Source organism: Litoreibacter halocynthiae (assembly GCF_004365635.1).
Lineage (GTDB): Bacteria > Pseudomonadota > Alphaproteobacteria > Rhodobacterales > Rhodobacteraceae > Litoreibacter > Litoreibacter halocynthiae.
In genome coordinates this window covers 304,431-323,884 of sequence record NZ_SOBH01000003.1, presented here as the reverse complement: position 1 = coordinate 323,884, position 19,454 = coordinate 304,431, and the positions used below count along the sequence as shown (strand labels likewise).

The 19,454-nt window shown below is 58.8% G+C and carries 26 protein-coding genes; 10 read left to right on the top strand and 16 right to left on the bottom strand.

Annotated elements, in window-relative coordinates; translation table 11 throughout:
* Window positions 1–377: 377 nt before the first annotated feature.
* The 3 genes from BDE40_RS13430 to pheT form a co-directional block, all read right to left on the bottom strand.
* A complete protein-coding gene (locus BDE40_RS13430) occupies window positions 378–827 on the bottom strand; it encodes a YtoQ family protein (RefSeq protein WP_134015316.1) in 450 nt (149 codons plus the stop codon).
* 238 nt (window positions 828–1,065) lie between these two features.
* On the bottom strand, window positions 1,066–1,824 hold the full coding sequence (locus BDE40_RS13425) for a calcium-binding protein (protein ID WP_162848093.1): 759 nt from the start codon (window positions 1,822–1,824) through the stop codon (window positions 1,066–1,068).
* A 157-nt stretch (window positions 1,825–1,981) separates the two neighbouring features.
* Window positions 1,982–4,372: a phenylalanine--tRNA ligase subunit beta gene (pheT, locus tag BDE40_RS13420; protein ID WP_134015312.1), complete on the bottom strand. Its 2,391-nt coding sequence runs from the start codon at window positions 4,370–4,372 to the stop codon at window positions 1,982–1,984.
* Between the two features lie 219 nt (window positions 4,373–4,591).
* On the opposite strand from pheT, the gene BDE40_RS13415 reads away from it, so the two are divergent.
* Entirely contained in the window at window positions 4,592–4,786 is a 195-nt protein-coding gene (locus BDE40_RS13415; RefSeq protein ID WP_134015310.1) for a hypothetical protein, read from the top strand.
* A 61-nt stretch (window positions 4,787–4,847) separates the two neighbouring features.
* A complete protein-coding gene (locus BDE40_RS13410) occupies window positions 4,848–5,549 on the top strand; it encodes a hypothetical protein (RefSeq protein WP_134015309.1) in 702 nt (233 codons plus the stop codon).
* Here the strand turns inward: BDE40_RS13410 and BDE40_RS13405 are convergent.
* Window positions 5,519–5,911, bottom strand: coding sequence for a hypothetical protein (locus BDE40_RS13405; protein ID WP_134015308.1), 393 nt, complete (start codon window positions 5,909–5,911; stop codon window positions 5,519–5,521). The two genes, BDE40_RS13410 and BDE40_RS13405, sit on opposite strands and share 31 nt — an antisense overlap.
* A gap of 1 nt (window position 5,912) precedes the next feature.
* Window positions 5,913–6,986, bottom strand: a complete 1,074-nt coding sequence (gene pheS / locus BDE40_RS13400) for a phenylalanine--tRNA ligase subunit alpha (protein WP_134015306.1) — start codon at window positions 6,984–6,986, stop codon at window positions 5,913–5,915.
* Window positions 6,987–7,205: 219 nt separating this feature from the next.
* On the opposite strand from pheS, the gene BDE40_RS13395 reads away from it, so the two are divergent.
* From BDE40_RS13395 to BDE40_RS13385, 3 genes are read left to right on the top strand one after another with little or no spacing between them, the layout of a single operon-like run.
* Window positions 7,206–7,415 carry a hypothetical protein gene (locus tag BDE40_RS13395; RefSeq protein WP_134015304.1) on the top strand — a complete coding sequence of 70 codons (210 nt, stop codon included), beginning with the start codon at window positions 7,206–7,208 and terminating at the stop codon, window positions 7,413–7,415.
* Between the two features lie 21 nt (window positions 7,416–7,436).
* Complete coding sequence (locus BDE40_RS13390) at window positions 7,437–8,258, top strand: OmpA family protein (protein WP_134015302.1); 822 nt, start codon at window positions 7,437–7,439, stop codon at window positions 8,256–8,258.
* A gap of 15 nt (window positions 8,259–8,273) precedes the next feature.
* Window positions 8,274–8,495, top strand: a complete 222-nt coding sequence (locus BDE40_RS13385; protein ID WP_134015301.1) for a hypothetical protein — start codon at window positions 8,274–8,276, stop codon at window positions 8,493–8,495.
* Here the strand turns inward: BDE40_RS13385 and BDE40_RS13380 are convergent.
* From BDE40_RS13380 to pyk, 5 genes are all read right to left on the bottom strand, one after another.
* A complete protein-coding gene (locus tag BDE40_RS13380) occupies window positions 8,492–8,926 on the bottom strand; it encodes a BLUF domain-containing protein (protein ID WP_134015299.1) in 435 nt (144 codons plus the stop codon). The two genes, BDE40_RS13385 and BDE40_RS13380, sit on opposite strands and share 4 nt — an antisense overlap.
* Window positions 8,927–9,117: 191 nt before the next feature.
* The gene (rplT, locus tag BDE40_RS13375) at window positions 9,118–9,480 is read right to left on the bottom strand and encodes a 50S ribosomal protein L20 (protein ID WP_090211534.1); all 363 of its coding nucleotides are present in this window, start codon (window positions 9,478–9,480) and stop codon (window positions 9,118–9,120) included.
* A gap of 12 nt (window positions 9,481–9,492) precedes the next feature.
* Entirely contained in the window at window positions 9,493–9,693 is a 201-nt protein-coding gene (gene rpmI / locus BDE40_RS13370) for a 50S ribosomal protein L35 (protein ID WP_073144367.1), read from the bottom strand.
* Between the two features lie 131 nt (window positions 9,694–9,824).
* Window positions 9,825–10,049: a hypothetical protein gene (locus tag BDE40_RS13365; RefSeq protein WP_073143817.1), complete on the bottom strand. Its 225-nt coding sequence runs from the start codon at window positions 10,047–10,049 to the stop codon at window positions 9,825–9,827.
* 29 nt (window positions 10,050–10,078) lie between these two features.
* Complete coding sequence (pyk, locus tag BDE40_RS13360) at window positions 10,079–11,530, bottom strand: pyruvate kinase (RefSeq protein ID WP_134015298.1); 1,452 nt, start codon at window positions 11,528–11,530, stop codon at window positions 10,079–10,081.
* A 123-nt stretch (window positions 11,531–11,653) separates the two neighbouring features.
* Between pyk and BDE40_RS13355 the strand changes: the two genes are divergently transcribed.
* From BDE40_RS13355 to BDE40_RS13340, 4 genes are read left to right on the top strand one after another with little or no spacing between them, the layout of a single operon-like run.
* On the top strand, window positions 11,654–12,391 hold the full coding sequence (locus BDE40_RS13355; RefSeq protein ID WP_134015297.1) for an N-formylglutamate amidohydrolase: 738 nt from the start codon (window positions 11,654–11,656) through the stop codon (window positions 12,389–12,391).
* A gap of 13 nt (window positions 12,392–12,404) precedes the next feature.
* Window positions 12,405–12,704, top strand: coding sequence for a DUF1244 domain-containing protein (locus tag BDE40_RS13350; protein ID WP_134015295.1), 300 nt, complete (start codon window positions 12,405–12,407; stop codon window positions 12,702–12,704).
* 56 nt (window positions 12,705–12,760) lie between these two features.
* Window positions 12,761–13,021: a hypothetical protein gene (locus BDE40_RS13345; protein ID WP_134015293.1), complete on the top strand. Its 261-nt coding sequence runs from the start codon at window positions 12,761–12,763 to the stop codon at window positions 13,019–13,021.
* Entirely contained in the window at window positions 13,018–13,284 is a 267-nt protein-coding gene (locus BDE40_RS13340; protein ID WP_134015291.1) for a hypothetical protein, read from the top strand. Before BDE40_RS13345 ends, BDE40_RS13340 begins: the two co-directional genes overlap by 4 nt.
* Window positions 13,285–13,351: 67 nt before the next feature.
* On the opposite strand, the gene BDE40_RS13335 is transcribed toward BDE40_RS13340, so the two are convergent.
* From BDE40_RS13335 to BDE40_RS13315, 5 genes are all read right to left on the bottom strand, one after another.
* Complete coding sequence (locus tag BDE40_RS13335) at window positions 13,352–14,209, bottom strand: D-amino-acid transaminase (RefSeq protein ID WP_134015289.1); 858 nt, start codon at window positions 14,207–14,209, stop codon at window positions 13,352–13,354.
* A 4-nt stretch (window positions 14,210–14,213) separates the two neighbouring features.
* Complete coding sequence (gene dgcA / locus BDE40_RS13330) at window positions 14,214–15,179, bottom strand: N-acetyl-D-Glu racemase DgcA (RefSeq protein ID WP_134015287.1); 966 nt, start codon at window positions 15,177–15,179, stop codon at window positions 14,214–14,216.
* A 12-nt stretch (window positions 15,180–15,191) separates the two neighbouring features.
* Complete coding sequence (dgcN, locus tag BDE40_RS13325) at window positions 15,192–16,193, bottom strand: N-acetyltransferase DgcN (RefSeq protein WP_134015285.1); 1,002 nt, start codon at window positions 16,191–16,193, stop codon at window positions 15,192–15,194.
* A 126-nt stretch (window positions 16,194–16,319) separates the two neighbouring features.
* Window positions 16,320–17,162, bottom strand: coding sequence for a sugar phosphate isomerase/epimerase family protein (locus BDE40_RS13320; protein ID WP_134015284.1), 843 nt, complete (start codon window positions 17,160–17,162; stop codon window positions 16,320–16,322).
* Window positions 17,159–18,142: a fatty acid desaturase gene (locus tag BDE40_RS13315; RefSeq protein ID WP_134015282.1), complete on the bottom strand. Its 984-nt coding sequence runs from the start codon at window positions 18,140–18,142 to the stop codon at window positions 17,159–17,161. The genes BDE40_RS13320 and BDE40_RS13315 overlap by 4 nt, the downstream gene beginning before the upstream one ends.
* A gap of 95 nt (window positions 18,143–18,237) precedes the next feature.
* On the opposite strand from BDE40_RS13315, the gene BDE40_RS13310 reads away from it, so the two are divergent.
* Window positions 18,238–19,092 (top strand): LysR substrate-binding domain-containing protein, encoded by an 855-nt coding sequence (locus tag BDE40_RS13310; RefSeq protein WP_134015280.1) that lies wholly within the window; start codon window positions 18,238–18,240, stop codon window positions 19,090–19,092.
* Here the strand turns inward: BDE40_RS13310 and BDE40_RS13305 are convergent.
* Window positions 19,089–19,439 (bottom strand): hypothetical protein, encoded by a 351-nt coding sequence (locus BDE40_RS13305; RefSeq protein ID WP_134015278.1) that lies wholly within the window; start codon window positions 19,437–19,439, stop codon window positions 19,089–19,091. The genes BDE40_RS13310 and BDE40_RS13305 overlap by 4 nt on opposite strands.
* Window positions 19,440–19,454 lie beyond the last annotated feature (15 nt).

Sequence of the window (19,454 nt, the reverse complement as noted above, 5' to 3'; positions counted from 1 at the left end):
CATAGCATTTTTATGCACCAATCCACCCCTTTTTAACTGATTGTTTCCCTAAGATTTAGGGGGAAATCGAATTTTTGATGCTCACAACACCCCACACGTCGCCGGGCAGGGCTGCGAACGCAAGGGTAGCAACTCTTAAACCCGCTTGGCATACAACCTGTCCCGTCTAGACAGCATTCGGTCAATTGGGCTTCCGGTACTATGGAAGCCGCCTTTGATCACCGGTGAACGGGGCCACAAAGCCCCAGAAGGTGCGGGATTAAAGCCCCGTCCAGCGCGACCACAAACGGCGGCGCCGCCACTTTGCAAGATACAACACCGAGACACGCCAAACCGCGCCGCCCGAAACAGGGCCGCGCGGCGTTGGTGCTTGTGCTTTATGCGGGCAGTTTGCCCGTCAGCACGTAGCGCAGAATTTCAGCCACCTTCGCAGGGTCTTCGGTCACGGCCAAAGCCGCGGCGTCGACCTCTTTGAGCGGATGCTGATGCTCCGGCCCATGCACCACGATCAGCGACTTGCCAAGTGCTGCGGCAAAGCCCGCATCAAACGCCGCGTTCCACTGTTTGTATTTCTCGCCAAACCGCACGACGACCACATCGGCATCTGTGATGCCCTTGCGGGTGCGGATCGCATTGACCATCGCGCCCTTGTGGTCATGCCAGTATTTCTGGTCCTCGGCGCCCAGAATGGCCACGCCGCAATCATCCGAGGCATCATGATCGGTCACCGGTGCATCGAAGCTCACATCGAGCCCTTTGCAGCCTGCAATAATCTGCTCGCGCCAATCTGTGTGAATCTCGCCCGACAGGTAAACTTTCAGCGTCATGTTCCGTCCTCCTCGTTCTGCTTCGGCAGCAAAGTGACGTGATCGACGCCGAAGGCAAGCGCTTTTAGACGATAGCCATCGGGTCTTCGACATAGAATGCCATGAAGTCAGTCTCGCTTATACCCTCTAAGGCGATGGTGTAGTTGCGCTATATTTGAACACCTCTAAATGCTAATTCACAAAAAACGCCCGCCCCTTTTGCGAGGGGCGGGCGTTTTCATAAAATTTTGTGGTGGATTTAGCCGATCATCGGCGCGCTGTACTCGGCCACGAATTCATCCATGTCGGTATCCGCGAAGGTCAGCGTCAGCCCCCTATCCAGCCGCAAGACCAGATCGTCACCGCTTTGGGTCAGCGTCGCGTCAGCCTCCCCCGCCAGCAGGCTTGCCATGTAGTCATCATCCGACACGCCCGCGATGACAAAATCATCCAAGCCAATCTCAAAATCGGTAATTGTCACGAGGGAGCGTTTTTTGGCCCCCATGCCGTAGAATTCGAACGTGTCCGCCTGCGAACCACCGGTTAACGTATGCCAGCCGCCTTTGGTGGCGTTTGCCATGATGTGATCCTGACCGGATCCCCCATCCACAACCGAGCCATGCAGGCCGGTGTCGATCGTATCCCTGCCAGCGCCGCCATTCAGGGTGTTGTTGCCCTTCACCCCGAAGATGAAGTCGTCACCTGACCCGCCGTCGATCACGTCGGCACCCTTGCCGCCATACAGCGTGTCATTGCCAAGGTTGCCGGAAATATCGTCCGAACCATCGCCGCCATTGACGAAGTCGTCATGCTTGCCCGCGATGATCGTGTCGTCTCCGAAGCCGCCCAACAGCGTATCCTCGCCTTTGCCGCCCCTTAGAACATCATCTTCAGCGCTACCAACGACGCGGTCGTTACCTTTGTCCGCGCGAACCAGAAATCCCTCTTCATCCTCCAGACCAAGGAGCGGGATGCTGATGTCGTCGTTTCCAGACGTACCTAAAACTGTCGTTACCATTACATAATCCTTACTTCGTTCACAGTATCGACGCATGCCCCCAGACACATCGGATCACGGCACAGACACCACCAAACCATGGCGGTATCTGAGCAATCTTAAGACAATTTTAGGATGTGTCCCGAATTCCCTACCCAATCAGGCGGGAAAGCCGGAATTAGCCACGCAAAGTGCCACCAGTCGCCTTTGAAACCTTCTCGACGATCTTGGCGCTCACGGCCTCGATATCATCGTCCTTCAGAGTCTTGTCAGCCGGCTGCATGCGCACCGTGATCGCCAGGGATTTCTTCCCCTCGCCCAAGCTGCCGCCGATGAACTCGTCGAACACACGGACCTCTTCGATCAGCGCCTTGTCAGCACCGGCCGCAGCGTTCACCAGCGTCAACGCCTCGACCTCGGCATCGACCACAAAGGCGAAGTCGCGCTCCACCGCTTGCAAGTCCTGCAAGGTCAGAGCCGCACGGGTGGCGGTTTTCGATTTCGGGAACGGGATTTCAGCAGGCCACAAGGTAAACGCCATCGCGGGGCCTTTGATGTCGTAGGCCGCCAGCACCTTCGGGTGAACCTCACCGAACACGCCCAGCACCTTTTTCGGGCCAAGACAGATTTTGCCGTGGCGACCGGGATGCCATGTGTCATCCGCACCGCGCAGAATTTGCACCTTGGTGGGCGCTCCCATCGCGGATAATGCCGCCTCGGCGTCTGCCTTCACGTCATACACGTCGACGGCGCGGCGGGTGCCATGCACGTCCTTGGGGCCTGTGTGACCAATCAACAAGCCGCTCGCCAACAAGTGCTGCTCTTCCGGCTCGCCACCATGAAATGCGGGCCCGACTTCGAACAGCGCCATGTCACTATAGCCACGCGCCTGATTGCGGGCCGCAGCTTGCAGCAGACCGGGCAAAAGCGCAGGCCGCATATGGGACATCTCCGAGCTGATCGGGTTTTCCAGCTTGGTCGCATCAGTACCGCCACCAAACATCGCCGCAGATTTGGCGTCGATGAAGGAATAGTGAACGCACTCGTTGTATCCTAGCGCCGCCATCGTGCGCCGCGCGATCTGCTCGCGCTTTTGCATAGGTGTCAGGATCGGCTTAGGAATGCCCGCATCAACGCGGGGCAGCGGGCGGCCTTCCAGTTTGGTCAGCGACGCGATGCGGGCGACCTCTTCCACCAGGTCAGCCTCGCCCATCACGTCGGGCCGCCATGACGGCACTTGCGCCATGTCGCCATCCAACACGAAGCCCAAAGCCTCCAATGAGGCGCGTTGGGTTGCAGCGGGAATATCCATGCCCACCAGCGACTGCACGCGGTCGGAGTCGAGCTTGTAGGCGCGGGAGTGGTCAGGCATTGCGCCCGCCACGACGACCTCGGACGCCTCACCACCACACAGGTCCATAATCATGCGGGTCGCGTGTTCGATGCCGATCGGAGTCCATTCGGGGTCGATGCCGCGCTCAAACCGGTACCGCGCGTCAGAGTTGATCTTGAGCTTGCGCCCCGTATGCGCCGTGCGGATCGGATCGAAGAACGCGGCTTCGAGGAACACGTCGGTGGTGGTCTCGTCGCAGCTGGAATTCAAACCGCCCATAATGCCGCCAAGGCTCTCGACGCCATTCTCGTCGGAGATCACGGTCATACCCTCTTCCAGCGTATATTCTTTGTCATCCAGCGCCGCGAATGTCTCGCCGCCCTTAGACAGATGTACCCGCAGGTCTCCCTTTACCTTCGCCGCGTCAAACACGTGCAAAGGCCGGTTGCGGTCATAGGTGAAGAAGTTGGTGATATCGACCAACGTCGAAATCGGACGCAACCCGATGGCCTTCAACACGTCCTGCAACCACGCAGGGCTGGGGCCGTTCTTCACGCCCTTGATGACGCGGCCATAGAAAACAGGGCAGGCGTCGGTGTCGTCGATGGTCACGTTGATCGGGCACGGGAAGGTGCCTGTGATCGGATCAGTATCGCGCGCCTTCAAGGTGCCTAGACCACGCGCCGCCAGGTCACGCGCAATGCCGCGCACGCCCAAAGCGTCGGGGCGGTTCGGAGTAATGGCGATCTCGATCACCGTGTCGACTTTGGACGGGTCATTTTCCGCCAGCCAATCGGTGAATTTCTGCCCGACCTCACCGGAGTCCAGCTCAATGATGCCGTCATGCTCTTCCGACAGCTCCATTTCGCGCTCGGAACACATCATGCCGTAGCTTTCCACGCCGCGGATTTTGCCGACGCCGATGGTAGTGTCGATGCCCGGCACATAGACGCCCGGCTTGGCCACGACAACCTTGATCCCCTGCCGCGCGTTGGGCGCGCCACAGATGATCTGCAACTCGCCCTCGTCGGTTTGCACCTGACACACCCGCAGCTTGTCCGCGTCGGGGTGCTTCTCGGCGGAGTTGACGTAGCCGATGGTAAAGGCGGACAGACGCTCCGACGGGTTCTCGACGCCTTCGACCTCAAGGCCAAGGTCAGTCAACGCATAGAGGATGTCATCAAGGCTGGCCTCGGTGTCGAGGTGGTCCTTGAGCCAGGAGAGGGTGAATTTCATGCCACGCGCCTTCGTCTATATATATAAGTCGGGGCCATCAGGCCCGGTTGGCCCCGTGCTACCCCATCAATAAGGCAAGTGAAAGTGCCTCGGCGCTAATCCGAAACTGCACAGGCGTTGAGGATTGTGGCTTCAGGCCATATTCTCGCCACAATTTGGAACCAACTTAGCCACAAGTGGGGCATACAACTGTGATTCTTAAGTTCTAAGGTAAAAGTTATGCATTTTTTGTTTGACATCATGGCTTCGGTTTTCAAACCGTCGATCATTGCCCTTTCCATCGCGTTTGGATTGGCTGTCATCTCGTTCAACGACTCGCCATATTCAGTCAAAAAGAACTCAATTGATCTAAGCAATCTCGGCTGCCCTAGCCTGTTGAGCGTTGTTTGCGGCCCGAACGGTATCCTGCGCTAAAGCGCTGGTCTTCATTCCGGGCTCAGGGACCTGGCGCATCGTTTTCCAAAGGTGTCGCTGAATGGGCATCGTGAACAAAAGTACTCCTTCAATTTGCATGCTGCATATCGGCAAGACCGGTGGCAGCTATTTGCGTTCCATCCTCAAACATAATGAAGCGCGGTGGACTCGCCCCCTGCATCTGCTGGGGCATGGTGCGACGCTGAAAGGCACTGCGAAACGGTTCGGGGCGGACCGGCAGCTGGCTTTCGTTGTGCGCGATCCGGTGACCCGTTTTTCATCCGCATTCTACTCGCGCCAGCGGCAAGGCCGCCCGACCTACCAGTCCCTATGGAGTGCCGAGGAAGCCGCCGCCTTCTTGTGGTTCGAAACGGCGGAGGAGCTGGCACTCGCATTGGCCTCTAAAAACGAGCGGGAAAAGTCTGCAGCACTCTTTGCCTTCGACGCTATCCAGCACCTGAAGGGCGATCTGCGCCACTATCTGGGCGGGGTGGAAACACTTCTGGCAGCGCGCGATAACATCGCCGTTTGCGTGGACCTAGCCCATCTCGACGCGCATTTGCCCGCGATCATGGCGCGACTGGGTCTGCCTGATTTCGACATGCCACCGAAGCCGAAAGCCCATACTGCGCCTGCTCCGGCACCCAAGCTCAACCCGCAAGCTGAACGAGCCCTCCGCGCCCACTGGGCAGAGGAGTTCGAGCTTTATGACGTGGCCTGTGATATTGCACGTCAGTTGGAATTTGGTCCGGCGGACGCATAGGCACGCACGTACCGCTTGGCTTCGCGTAGGAGTTGCCTTCGCGAGCGCAGATAGCTGCGCGGGAGCGGGCCTCCTGATTGTTCAAGAATGCGCTCCCGGAGAACCGTAGCCAGCACCAGCGCCACCTCGGCCTTGCGATGCGGAAGCACGGGGCGAAACGGCTTGGCGGCGTAAAGTCCCACGATCCACATTGCATGACGAAATTGCGCATAGAGCGCGTCGGCATCAAGGCCTTCGGTCGCCATGTATAAGCGCACGCGCAGACGGTAGTCGCGTGTGATGCGAAGGCAGTAATATAGAGCAGCGAAGATGAAGGCGGTCACGTAATGCAGGTGCAGCAGCGCCGCCCAAACAAGCGTCATCCTACCGACTAAGCCCGCCTGCCAAATTCGGCTGGTCCAGCGCGGCAAAGCCGTAGTGGCGCAGCCAGCGCAGGTCGCTATCGAAGAATGCGCGCAGGTCGGGGATGCCGTATTTCAGCATCGCGATGCGGTCGATGCCCATACCGAAGGCGAAGCCCTGATACTTGGTCGGGTCAATGCCACCCGCTTCCAGAACCCTCGGATGCACCATGCCGGAGCCGAGGATTTCCAACCAGTCGTCCCCCTCGCCCACTTTCAGAACGCCACCTTCCCAAGAACAGCGGATATCGACTTCTGCGGAAGGCTCGGTGAACGGGAAGTGCGATGCGCGGAAGCGCAGCTCGACGTCGTCGACCTCGAAGAAGGATTTCACAAACTCCTCCAACACCCATTTCAGGTTCGCCATGGAGATGTCGGTATCAATCGCCAAACCTTCGACCTGATGGAACATCGGCGTGTGGGTCTGGTCATAGTCGGCGCGGTACACGCGGCCTGGACAGATGATACGGATCGGCGCGCCCTGCCCCAACATGGAGCGGATTTGCACCGGCGATGTATGCGTCCGCAGCACATGCGGCGGGCGGTCGTCGCCTTCGTTGCGGTGCATGTAAAACGTGTCCATCTCGCCGCGGGCGGGGTGGTGGCTTGGAATGTTCAGCGCGTCAAAATTGTGCCAGTCGTCTTCGACCTGCGGACCTTCGGCAACCGCGAAGCCCAGATCGGCGAATATGGCGGACACCTCTTCGGTGACCTGACTAATCGGATGGATCGACCCGGCGGGACGACTACGACCCGGCAAGGTCACGTCCAGCCATTCGGTGCGCAGGCGGGCATCCAAAGCCGCATCCGCAAGCCCTGCCTTCTTGGCCACCAGCGCCGAATTCACTTCATCCTTCAGCGCATTCAACGCAGGGCCGGCCACTTGGCGTTCTTCGGGGGTCATCTTGCCCAATTCGCGCATCCGCAGGCTGATCTCGCCCTTTTTGCCAAGCGCGGAAACCCGCAGGTCTTCGAGCGTGGCTTCATCCGCTGCGTCAGCAATTTGGCTTAGATATTTGGCTTTAAGATCGTCCATGACGGCCCCCGATTTGGTGTTACCGCTCTGCTATCCGCCACATGGCCCGATTGCAAGTGGACGGCGCGGCGCGGCTGAGGGGTTGCAAAGAGGACTCATTCCCCGCGAAAAGTTCGAATATCACAAAACTAAGAGCCGATTGAGGTTCAAAACACTAAATAATGTGTGTAGGCCTACATTGAATGCTGTCAAAAGACATAGCAGTTGCTGGGGAAAGCAATGCAGGCCACTCTCTATGCCCATCGCCTCAAGACGGTGCTGCAACACACCGTTGTTGATCTGGGCCTAACCATGTCGATCGACGACGAGACCGCCAAGGTCTCTTTGTCAGACAATGAGGCCGTGTTGGTGGAGACGGCGTCTGCGCTTGGGATTCAGGTGGACATTCAAAAATCGACGAACGCGACAACGGTGACTTTTTATCGGTAGTATAGTGTGTGGGTGACTTAAATGGGACTATTCAGTACAATTAACGCAGCGAAATACCGTGCCGAGGGGCTGAACCTCATGCAGGCGTTTCGACTTGAAACAAACCTTTCGAAACTCGATTTCAAAAGTACGGAAGTCGTTGCCGCCCTTGCCTTCATGCTGGTTGGCAGCCTGTCTTTCATCGCGATGCAATCGGTCGGGGGGGCAAGCGCACGCTCCGAACAGGTCACCGCGGTACAGGCAGAACCTGCAGCAATTCTGGATCAACCACGCATCGAAGATACCACCCCCGAGCCACTGGCGGACGCGCCCGCATCACAAAACGCCTCTGTGATTCAAGCCTCACTGACACTGCCGGCCCCAGTGGAACCCGTAGTGGCACCTGCCCCCGCCATAGTGGAAGCCGCAACCCTCGAGGTCGTCGCACCGGCCCCAGCGCCGCAAGTGGCATCAACCGCGCCAGAGGCCCCGGATTGCCTTGTCGAGCTGCGGCAGATTGCTGACAACGCAACATTCTATTTCGGGGTGGGTAGCGCCCAACTCAACGGCACGGACCTCGTACGCCTGTCGCAACTGGGACGGATGGCCAATGCCTGCCCCGAAGCGAAAATCCAGATCACAGGGCATTCCGATACCACTGGCAGCGATCTGATCAACTTTGATCTGAGCTGGAAGCGCGCCGATAGCACTATGAACGCTCTTACGCAGCTAGGGTTGGACACGTCACAGTTCGAGCCTGTCGGGTTTGGCGCGCGTATGCCGCTCTCTCAGGGCGACGCGTCTGACGACGACCGCAATCGCCGCGTTGAGTTTGTAATCCTGCGCAACGATCCCGACAGCTAAAGAAGGACGAGTTTCATGCTAAATTTCCTGATCCTGCTGTTCGCCATGACCGCCAGCGGCGCTATCGGATACTTTTTGGCCCGTGACCGCTATCTTGGGCAAAGCGACAAGCAATTGCGCATGTTGGGATCGGAAGTTCTACGAATGCGCAGACGCACGCGCGATGCGGAGGCGCAAAGCGCCCGCTCCAAATTCGAATGTGACAAGATGAAGCGAACCTCTGGCAAGCGACGCTAAACGGAAATCGTCAACTTGGTCGGCGTTTCCATCATCAGATCCTGCAAGACGTCGAGCAATGTGTCGACATTCACCGCCTCGGGATTCATCATATCGGTGGCGAAGTAGCGCAGGAACACCTTCCGCGTTTGCGAGTCCATGCCTTGGTGCAAGGCCATCGACCATGTCGGGAACATGCGCTCACGGACATCGGTGCAAGACAGCAGAATAATATTGGAATGACGCGGGTCTCGGGCAATGCGGTGGTACAACGCAGACACCTCTACGCGGCCACCCTCGATCACCTGAATAAAGTGGTCACCATTATAGTGAAGCAAGCCCGTCAGGTTCTGGCGCGGGTTGTTGCGCTTGCACGTCTCGATCAGCGAATTGATGTCCAAATCCTCGGACGGGTTTCGCTGGCTGTAATACACGAGGCGGGTGAGGTTCATGCTGGCCTCCCTAGGTAATCGTTAAAACCACATTTAGTAGTGTTGTAAGCCGCATAGGACAAGATCAAGTGAAACCTGCCCGTTTAAACAGTTTATCCACAGATAAACCACCCAAAACTGCGCAATAGAAAACGCCGCCCCGGTTTCCCGGAGCGGCGCGTCGTCATCTGTCCCTCAGATGGCGGAGTGTCTTAGGCCAATGCGGCTTTCGCTTTTTCGACCACTGCGGCAAATGCCTCAGGCTCGTTCACGGCCAGATCGGCCAGAACTTTGCGGTCGACTTCGATACCAGCCAGCGACAGACCGTTGATGAAGCGCGAGTATGTCAGCGCTTCGTCGATGGCACGACAGCCAGCGTTGATCCGCTGGATCCACAACGCGCGGAAGTTGCGCTTGCGGTTCTTGCGGTCACGTGTCGCGTATTGGTTCGCCTTGTCCACGGCCTGCGTAGCAACGCGGAACGTGTTCTTGCGGCGACCTTGGTAGCCTTTGGCGGCTTTGATGATTTTCTTGTGGCGGGCGTGTGTTACGACGCCGGATGTAACTCTGGACATTTCAAATTCTCCTTAGCGCGCGTATGGCATGTATTTTTTCACGATCTTCTCATCTGCTGCGCAGAGGATCGTGGTGCCACGGGCGGTGCGGATAAACTTGGTCGAGCGCTTGATCATGCCGTGGCGTTTGCCTGCTTGACCAGCTTTGACGCGACCGGAGGCCGTCATCGAAAAGCGCTTTTTAGCGCCTGATTTTGTCTTCATCTTCGGCATTTCCATCTCCTCAAAGATCGAGTGGTAAAACGCGCGACTCGGCATGCCATTCGCCGGACGCACGGGCTTGAGCGCGCTTCGTAGGACCAAAGCGCACCCATTGCAAGCATTAGGATTACCTTGTGGCCCGTTTAGCGCACAAACCCTGCCACGACCTTGGTGAATACGTCGGGGAGTTCCGCAAAGGTGTACCCGCCCGGCGCATTATAGGCGGCGAAGACGATCATCCCGCCCGACACCACGGCAGCGATAGTCGCCACCCGCGGGGCGCTGCCATCCAAGAATGCCGAAAGCATGGCCGGGACCGTGAGCACACCAATAATAATACCCAGAACAAGGATCAGGTCGTAGTCCATAATCGTCTCCCAAACAGGAATGTAACGATTTACTCAGGGTCGGAGCTGTAAATCAACCTTTCCTCGCATGGGGCCACGCGAAGAATGTTGGTTGTGCCCGGTTGGTTGAACGGAACACCGGCGGTGACCACGATCTGGTCGTCCTCCGACGCGAAGCCGTCCTCGCGCGCGGCACGTGCAGCGCTGACCACAGCGGTTTTGAACCGCTCGACCACGCCTGCGGTGACAACGCAATGCGTCCCCCAGCTCAGCGCAAGACGCCGTGCGGTGCCGACCAGTGGCGTCAGCGCGATGATCGGGACATGCGGCCGCTCCCGCGAAACCAGCAACGCGGTTGTGCCGGACTGGGTAAAGCAGCAGATGGCCTTGATGTTCGTCGTCTCTGCAATCTCGCGGGCGGCCACCACGATGCCATCGGCAATCGTCGTTTTCTTGCCGCCGCGTTGTGCTGCGATGATTTCAAGATAGTTCGGGTCGCTTTCCACCTCGATGGCCACGTTGTTCATCGTGGTCACCGCTTCGATCGGGAAGCTGCCAGCCGCAGATTCAGCGGATAGCATGATTGCGTCGGTGCCTTCGTAAATGGCCGTCGCCACGTCCGAAACTTCGGCGCGGGTCGGCATGGGGCTGTCGATCATCGATTCGAGCATCTGTGTCGCCACGATCACCGGCTTGGCAACTGTGCGGCAGCGGCGGATCAGGCGCTTCTGGATTGGCGGCACATTTTGCACCGGAAGTTCGACCCCCAGATCGCCACGGGCAACCATGATGCCGTCGGACACCGCAAGGATTTCGTCAAACGCCGTGACAGCGGCCGGCTTTTCGATCTTCGACAGGATCGCGGCGCGACCATCGGCTAGTTTCCGGGCCTCTTCTACGTCCTCGGGGCGCTGCACGAAAGACAGCGCCAGCCAGTCGACGCCAAGTTGGCATACGAATTCCAGATCCTTGCGGTCTTTGTCGGACAGCGCCGCCAATGGCAGCACAACGTCCGGTACGTTCACGCCCTTGCGGTTGGAAATCGTGCCGCCAACAACAACTTCGCAATTGGCGAAATCAGCACCGCAATCTTTAACCTTGAGGCGGATTTTACCGTCATTCACCAGCAGGCTGGAGCCTACCTCTAGCGCTGCGAAAATTTCTTTGTGGGGTAGCTGCACACGGTTTACGTCACCTTCGGCAGGATCAAGGTCAAGCCGGAAGGGGGCGCCTACGACAAGCTCTTCTTCTCCGTTCGCAAAAACGCCGACGCGCAGTTTTGGCCCCTGAAGGTCGGCCAGAATGGAGATGGGCCGCCCCAGATCTTTCTCGATCTGCCGTATGATCTGGTGGCGCACGCGAATTTCGCTGTGGTCGCCATGGGACATATTCAGACGGAACACATCTGCGCCCGCCTCGAACAGCGCACGGATCATATCGTAGTCATTGGACGCCGGACCCAGAGTGGCCACGATCTTTACCTTGCGTAGTCGTCTTTGCATAATTGTCCCTCGGTCGGCGTAAATGTTAGCGGTATCATATGACGGAATTTGCACCTTACCGCAACTGGCGCTTTGTCTTATTCAAAGCTATTATGGGCCAAATTGTAACAGGCAAAATATCCCGTGACCGCTGAAAGCTACGAAATTGTGGGCAAGACCCGCCCGTCGCGCGTGGTCTGCCTTTGTGACCACGCAACAAACACAGTCCCGCATGGTCTGCCCCCGCGTCTTGGACTTCCGGAAAGCGACATGGCCCGCCACATTGCCTATGACATCGGCGCGGAGGGTGTGACCCGCGCCCTCGCGGACGCTTTTGACGGGCCTGCGCTGATGTCGCGGTTCTCGCGTCTGGTGATCGATCCGAACCGCGGCGAGGACGACCCGACGCTTTTGATGCGCCTTTATGACGGCTCGATCATTCCGGCGAACCGTAACGCCTGCCACTTGGAACGCGAACGCAGGCTCGACGCATATCACCGACCCTATCACCATGCCGCCACAGGCCTTGTTGCCCAACGAGAGGCACCAGTGATCGTGTCGGTCCACAGCTTCACGCCACAATTAGCAGGCCGCCCGCCGCGCCCTTGGCACGTAGGCGTGCTGTATGCCCATGATGAACGGCTGGCCGCACCACTGCTGTCGCGACTGCGCGCCGAAAGCGATCTGTGCGTCGGCGACAACGAACCCTATACCGGACGCCTTCCCGGCGACACGATGGAGCGCCACGCTTTGACGCACGGGCATCTGCACGTCTTGATTGAACTGCGCAACGACCTCATCTCTAGTGAGACACAACAACAGGCATGGGCCGCGCGATTGGCGCCCATGATCACCGCCGCAGTCGCGGATGCCGAACGCTAAAGGAGCCTTGACCATGGACGCCCAAACCAAGCTGGAACTGGAAGCCGCCGCTTTCCGCACGCTGCAAGCCCACCTGCAAAAGCGCACGGATGTGCAAAATATCGACATGATGAATTTGACGGGGTTTTGCCGCAATTGCCTGAGCCGTTGGTATCAGGAAGCCGCGATTGAGCGTGGGATCGAGATGAGCAAAGACGAGGCCCGCGAGGAATTTTACGGCATGCCCTACAGCGACTGGCGCGAGAAATTCCAGACCGAGGCGAATGACGCGCAAAAAGCTGCGTTCGAGATTTCGCACAAAGACGCCACTTAACTGTGAATTGGGTCGCAGCGTCCTTATGTGATAGGATGACTGCAAAGGAGACCAAGATGAAACGCCTGACCCTAACTGCCCTGTTGACCGCACTGGCCTTGCCGGTTGCCGCCAGCCAGGCGCCTATGCGCGAGCACCTGAAGCAAGAGCTACCCACTTGGGGCTATTCCGACGTGGATGTGGACGGGCTGACCCGTGCGCAGGTCGTGCATATCAACCACCTGCTTCACAGCAACAAATCGCCAGCGCAAATCCGCGGCAATATCGGAGCTATTCTGGGTGACAGCTTGTTGAAAACGCTGTTCGGACGCCAATGATACGCGCAGGGTTTCTTGCGGTTCTGCTGGCGCTATCCGCACCCGTGAGTGCCGCGCCGAACGAGCAATTGCTGCGCTCTATCGAACACAGGCTCGCATTCTGGAACGTCGGGCCTGTGGACTATAAAGCACTGACGACCTCGCAGGCAGCAGCTTTGCATATGAAGCTAGGCAACGCCCCGTCTAGGTTTTCCGGGCGTTCACATATGTTCCGTCAGGAGTTGCTGACAATTCTGCGATGGGACGGCACCGAGAAGAAGTAGGCGCCAGACTTTCGAGGAAAGTCTGATTTCAAATTCTCGGGGAGAATTTGCCACGCGCGACAGGCGCTCAGAGCGCCTGCTTCATGCTTTCATCTAGGTAAATCTCGCGCAGACGAGCCGCAGACTTGCCTGGCTTGCCATCGCCCAAGGCGACCCCGTCAATTTCCACCACGGGCATAACGAAGGTCGAGGCCGAGGTGATAAATGCCTCGTCCGCGTTCTTGGCCTCGTCGATGGTGAACGGGCGTTCCTCGATCTGCATCTGTGCCGCTTCGGCATAGGCCAGAACCGCCGCGCGGGTGATGCCGTGCAGGATTTCGTGGCCCAGATTGCGGGTGATGATCTTGCCGTCTTTCACGATATAAGCGTTGTTGGAGCTGCCCTCGGTGACGTGGCCGTCTTCGACCATCCACGCATCATCGACGCCAGCGGCTTTGGCCATCATCTTGGCCATGGACGGGAACAGAAGCTGCGTCGTCTTGATGTCGCGGCGCGCCCAGCGTTGGTCTTCAACCGAGATGACCTTCATGCCGGTCGCAACTTTCGGGTTGTTCAGCAAGTTGGCCGTTTGGGTGAATAGCACCACTGTCGGCGTCACATCCTCGGACGGGAAGGCGAAGTCCCGGTCGCCGGGATTGCCGCGCGAGATTTGCAGGTAGATCATGCCCTCGGTCAGCTCGTTGCGTTTGACCAGTTGGTGATGCACCTCCAGCAAATCCTCCGTCGTGATCGGGTTCTGCATTTGCAACTCGCCCAGCGAGCGTTTCAGGCGTTTGGCGTGGCCGTCAAAGGCGATGATCTTTCCGTCAAGGATCGACGTCACCTCGTAGACCGCATCGGCAAACAGGAAGCCGCGATCAAAAACCGAGACCTTGGCCTCTTCTTCCGGCAAGTAGTCTCCGTTCACGTAAACGATGCGGCTCATGTTTTTATCCCCATAGCTCGGGCTTGGGCGCGTGGACGCCGGCCTCGTCAAAAATCAAAGGTTCGCTACGGTCTTCGGCCAGAAGCAGCGGGCCGTCAAGGTCGGTGAAAGCCACGCCCTGCGCCAAAATGGTCGCCGGAGCCATTGCCAGCGACGAGCCTACCATGCAGCCGACCATCACGCCGTATCCTTGCGCCAGCCCTGCATCCTTCAAGGCGAGCGCCTCTGTCAGGCCGCCGGTTTTGTCGAGCTTGATGTTGATGACATCGTATTTGCCCTTGAGCGATGGCAGCGAGGCGCGGTCGTGGCAGGCCTCGTCGGCGCAGACCGGCAGCGGGCGGTCGATTTCGGCCAGCATGTCGTCCGCGCCTGCGGGCAAGGGTTGTTCCACCAGCTTCACGCCAAGGCGCACAAGATGCGGGGCGAGGTCGGAATAGACCTCCGCCGTCCAGCCTTCATTGGCGTCGATGATGATCGGCGTGTCGGGCGCACCACGACGAACGGCCTCTAGGCGGGGCATGTCGTTGGGGGTGCCGAGCTTGATCTTCAAGAGCGGACGATGGCTGTGCTTGCGCGCACTTGCCTCCATCGCGTCCGGCTCGGCCAGTGACAAGGTGTATGCGGTGATTTCCGGCTTGGGTGCGGGCAGGCCCAGCAAGTCCCAAACGCGGACGCCTTTTTTCTTGGCCTCCCAATCCCATAAGGCGCAATCAACCGCGTTGCGCGCCGCCCCTGCGGGTAACGCGCCTTGCAAGGCGGTGCGCGTGATCTCGGAGGGCAGCGACAGGATCTCCGCGATAACGGAATCCAGCGTCTCGTCATAGCGGGCATAGGGGACGCATTCGCCCTGCCCGACCACGCCGTCGCGGTCGACGCGGACGGTCAGCACTTGCGCCTCGGTGCGCGAGCCGCGCGAGATGGTAAACACCTCGGCCAGCTGGAACACGTCCTTGGTGACTGTGATGCTCATGGCGCGATCCCCCTAAAGTGCTTCGAGCGCATCCACGAGACGCTCCGCCCCGAAGCGGAACGGGTCGGTGGTGGGCAGGCCCATGCGGTCCTCGACCTCTTTGATGTAGGCGCGGGCTTCGTCCTCGGCCATGTGCTGCGTGTTGATCGAGATACCGGTGACCTGACAGGCCGGATTTGCCACCCGCGCCATCAGCAGCGCCGTGTCGCGTAACTCTTCGAGCGACGGTTGCTGGTAGTCTGGCAGGCCGCGCATGTGCTTGCGGGTCGGTTCGTGGCACAGCACCAGCGCATCCGGTTGACCGCCATGGATCAGCGCCATGGTCACGCCGGAATAGGATACGTGGTAGAGCGAGCCTTGCCCCTCGATGTGGTCCCAGTGGTCGTCGTCATTGTCGGGCGTTAAATATTCGACCGCGCCTGCCATGAAGTCGGCGATCACAGCGTCCAACGGCACGCCGCCGCCGGTGATCAGGATGCCGGTTTGGCCAGTGGGGCGGAAGGTGGATTTCATCCCGCGCTTGAGCATTTCAGCGTCCATGCACAGACCAGTATACATTTTACCGACCGAGCAATCGGTGCCAACCGCAAGGCAACGCTTTCCGGTACGCTTGACGCCATTGGCAATCGGGTAGGCAACCGAGGGGATGCGCACGTCATGCAGCGTTCCGCCATGGACCTTCGCTGCGCGCTGGATTTCGTTCTCGTCGCGCAGCAGATTGTGCAGGCCGGAGGCGATATCGTAGCCCATTTCCAGCGCCTCAACGAGAACCTTAGTCCACGCTTCCGAGATATAGCCGCCCCGATTTGCCACCCCGATCACCAGCGTTTTGGCGCCTGCGTCCAGACCCTCTTGCAAGGTCATGTCGGTCAGACCCACGGTGGTGCCGCAGCCCTTCATACGGAACTGGCCCACGGCGTTTTCGGGACGCCAGTCCTTGATGCCTTGGGCGACTTTTGCAGACAGGGCGTCAGGTGCGTCGCCGAGGAACAGGAGGTATGGGGTCTGGATCATGGCAGGTCTCCGTATGCGTGATTTGGAGGCAGCATAGGTGGCCGTTTTGCGGATTTTGTCCGTGATATCCTGACTTGCAGCTATGAGGTGGGAGAAACTCCCGCTCAGGCGCCGATTTATCGAAGATTATTCATCTTCACTCAAGTCGGACCAGATATCTTCAACCCAACCTTTGATTTTCAGCGATTCCTCCCAGCGGTTGGACAGCTCTTTGCCGTCCGGCCCCGTCATCGCATATTCGGGCGGGCCAAGCTCGCACAGGAAGATGCAGTCGCCTGTTTCGTTGCGGTCGCGCCAGCTTGTCATGCCTTCGCGCCACCAGCCTTTGAACAGCTCCACCCATTTCTGGTGCTGCGGGAAATCCAGCGGCAACTGGATCTGCTGGCGGGACGCGACGCGGCCTTGGAAGCTGTCAGAGCGTTCAAGAACGCGGCTGATCAGGCCTAAGTCATGATCCGACAGCGGATACCAGAATTCTCGGTCCACGACGTAGTGGCTAAGGTCGGCGCAGACCCGCATTTCGGGGATGAAGTCCAGAAGTTGCAGCATGGTGTAGAGGTCGTTGGTGATGCAGTTGCGGTGGGTTTCGAACTGGATCGGCATGCCGATTTTGTCTGACATTTCCATCCAAGTCTCGATCACCGGCACCATATCATCCAGCGCAATTGGCATAACCTGCCCGATGACGTCGACAAACGGCGCGCCGAAATCCTTGGCCATTTTCAGAGTGTCTTCGAGGCTTTCCACCGTCTTGGGGAAGGCCACGATCAGGGGCGTCAGGTTGTTGCGCTCCATATGCGGGCGGACGGCGTGCGCGACCTCTACATCGGACGCGCCAAGGTCAATCGCCATGCCGTCGAAGCCCGCGCCCGCGACCATTTCGCAGACCTGATCATAGGGCAGTTTCACCCCAGTATGGTCATGCGGCTGCATCGCCCAAAGCGAGGTGTAGACCTGTAGCCGCCTCATTCCGCCGGTATCCGCGCGGCGCGGCCGCCGGAGGTGGGGACGACCCAGACCTCGTCCATCGGGTATTGGCTTTCGTCTTTTGCCATGAGCTTGCGGATCACTTCGATCTGGAATTCGATCCAGCCCATGCGGTGCACCTCGCCCGCTTGGGCTTCGATCTTTTCGTTCAAGTCCCGCAGCTTCCAGAACGGCACGGCGGGGAAGACGTGGTGCGCGGTGTGGTAAGGCATTTGCCAGCACAGCCAGCGGATAAATGCGTTGGTGCGGGTCGAACGGGTGTTCTCGAGGATGTCATCCTCATGACTGAGGCCCAGATGCTCAATGGTGTTTTGCAACTGGTGGATGGGCTTGGTCAGCACCATTGGCAGCAGCCAGAATGTGACCGCGACCCATGAGCTCGAAGCGACGGAGAGGACAGCGATCAAGGCGTAGAGGACGACGTGAATACGCGCCTCGCGGATGATCTTGGCCTCTTCCTCGGCACGGATGAACGGCTCCAGAATGATCCCGCGCGCGCGGCGGATATTGCCGAAAATGCGGTTGCGCCAATAGGTGATGCCGCTGAGCCAGAGCAGGTAGGTGGTGAGCGTATAGGGCTCGCGGACCAGCTCGCCGTCGCGTTCCCAATCCTGCGTATAGGTGTGGTGGGCGAAGTGCATCACCTGATCAAAGTCGCGCGGGAACAGCTGGATGAAACCGATGATGCGCCCGAAGACCTCGTTCGCCTTGCGGGTTTTGAACACGGTGGCGTGGCTAAGTTCGTGCTGCGCGGCATAGAGGAAGTTCAGCAAAATACCGAGCGCCGCACCGGTGAGCCAAACCCAAGCGGTGCCCATGGCTTGCGCGTGCAGGATGACCACGAGCGCAATCGCACCCATGTGGCTGGCCATCTGCATCGCGCCCTTCAGATCGGACCGTTCGTTCAGCGCGCGGAGTTCCTGCGGCGTGACGAGTTTGCGGCGAGAGAAGCTGGCTTCCATGAATTGTCCCCATCTAAAAGTAAGACACCAGTTTGACCTGTATTTTTTCTCATGTCATACGATTATTATTCAATTATCACATGAAGTGAATTCATATGCCGATCCCGTCGACCTCTGCCCTGCGCGCCTTGGTGACGCTGGCCCGTACCGGCTCCATCACCGGCACGGCGGAGGCGTTGTCGGTGACCCAATCCGCGATCAGCCATAAACTGAAGGCTTTGGAGGAGCAGTTGGGCTTTCCGCTGATCCGCCGCGAAGGGCGCGGGGTGCGACTGACGGAGCGCGCGCGCCAATATGTATCGGAGATCGGCCCTGCTCTTGAGGTGCTTGCACGTGCGTCTGAAACGCAGACCTTGACCGGATCGCTGACCTTAAACGTCGCCTCCGGCTTCGCCGCAAGCTGGCTTGCCCCGCGCATCGGCAGTTTTCTCGCCAAGCATCCGGGTGTTGCCCTGCGGATCAATACCCCGCGTGGCTATGGCGACTTGGGCGCGCGGCGAAACGATCTCTATATCAGCTTCCTGCTTCCTGACGAGGTGCCGGCGGGATCTACCAAGCTCATGGATGTCGGTTTCTTTCCAGTCGCCGCCCCGTCCATGGTCGGCGGGCAAATGGTTCATGATGCCACCGCCTTAACCCGTTTTCCCTTGCTGCATCTCGACAACCGTCAGGACTGGCAGCGCTGGATTGCTGCTGCGGGCAGCACTGATACGCCTGACGCGGGCGTGGTGTTTCAGGATTTACAGATCATGGAGATGGCCGCGAAGGCCGGACAGGGGGTGTCGTTAGGCGACCACTTGACCAGTCGCGCAGCGATGGAGCGGGGGGAGTTGATGCAGGTGCATCCATTCGAATTGCCATCGCCCCGCGCCTATTGGCTGGTACATGGCAACGCATTGCCAAGCGAAAGCGCAAGGGCGTTCGAGGCGTGGTTGCTGGCGGAGCTTTAGTGGCTTGGTAAAAGAGCGACTGGTGCGTCCTCTTCTTCCACGAAATCCAGTGCGGGGCCTTTGGCGGTTGCGGTATTGCGCTTGAATTCGAACACAACGGCATCACCGTCGAATGACGTCGCGACGACCAGAGCCTGATATAAATGACGCGACCCATCGTAGATGTCGACAAGACCACGCAAGCGCGGCGCTAGCTCCCGCTCGATCGCAAAATTGCTGCCGGTCAGGCGCACCAAGGGGATCATATCCTCCCCCGATTGCACGCGAAGGCGGGTCTTTTTGGAGGCGGCTTTCAGCCGCGCCTTAGCCAATCCGTCTTCAATGTCTTTGGGCAAATACTCGATCATTGCAGCGATTCCTTT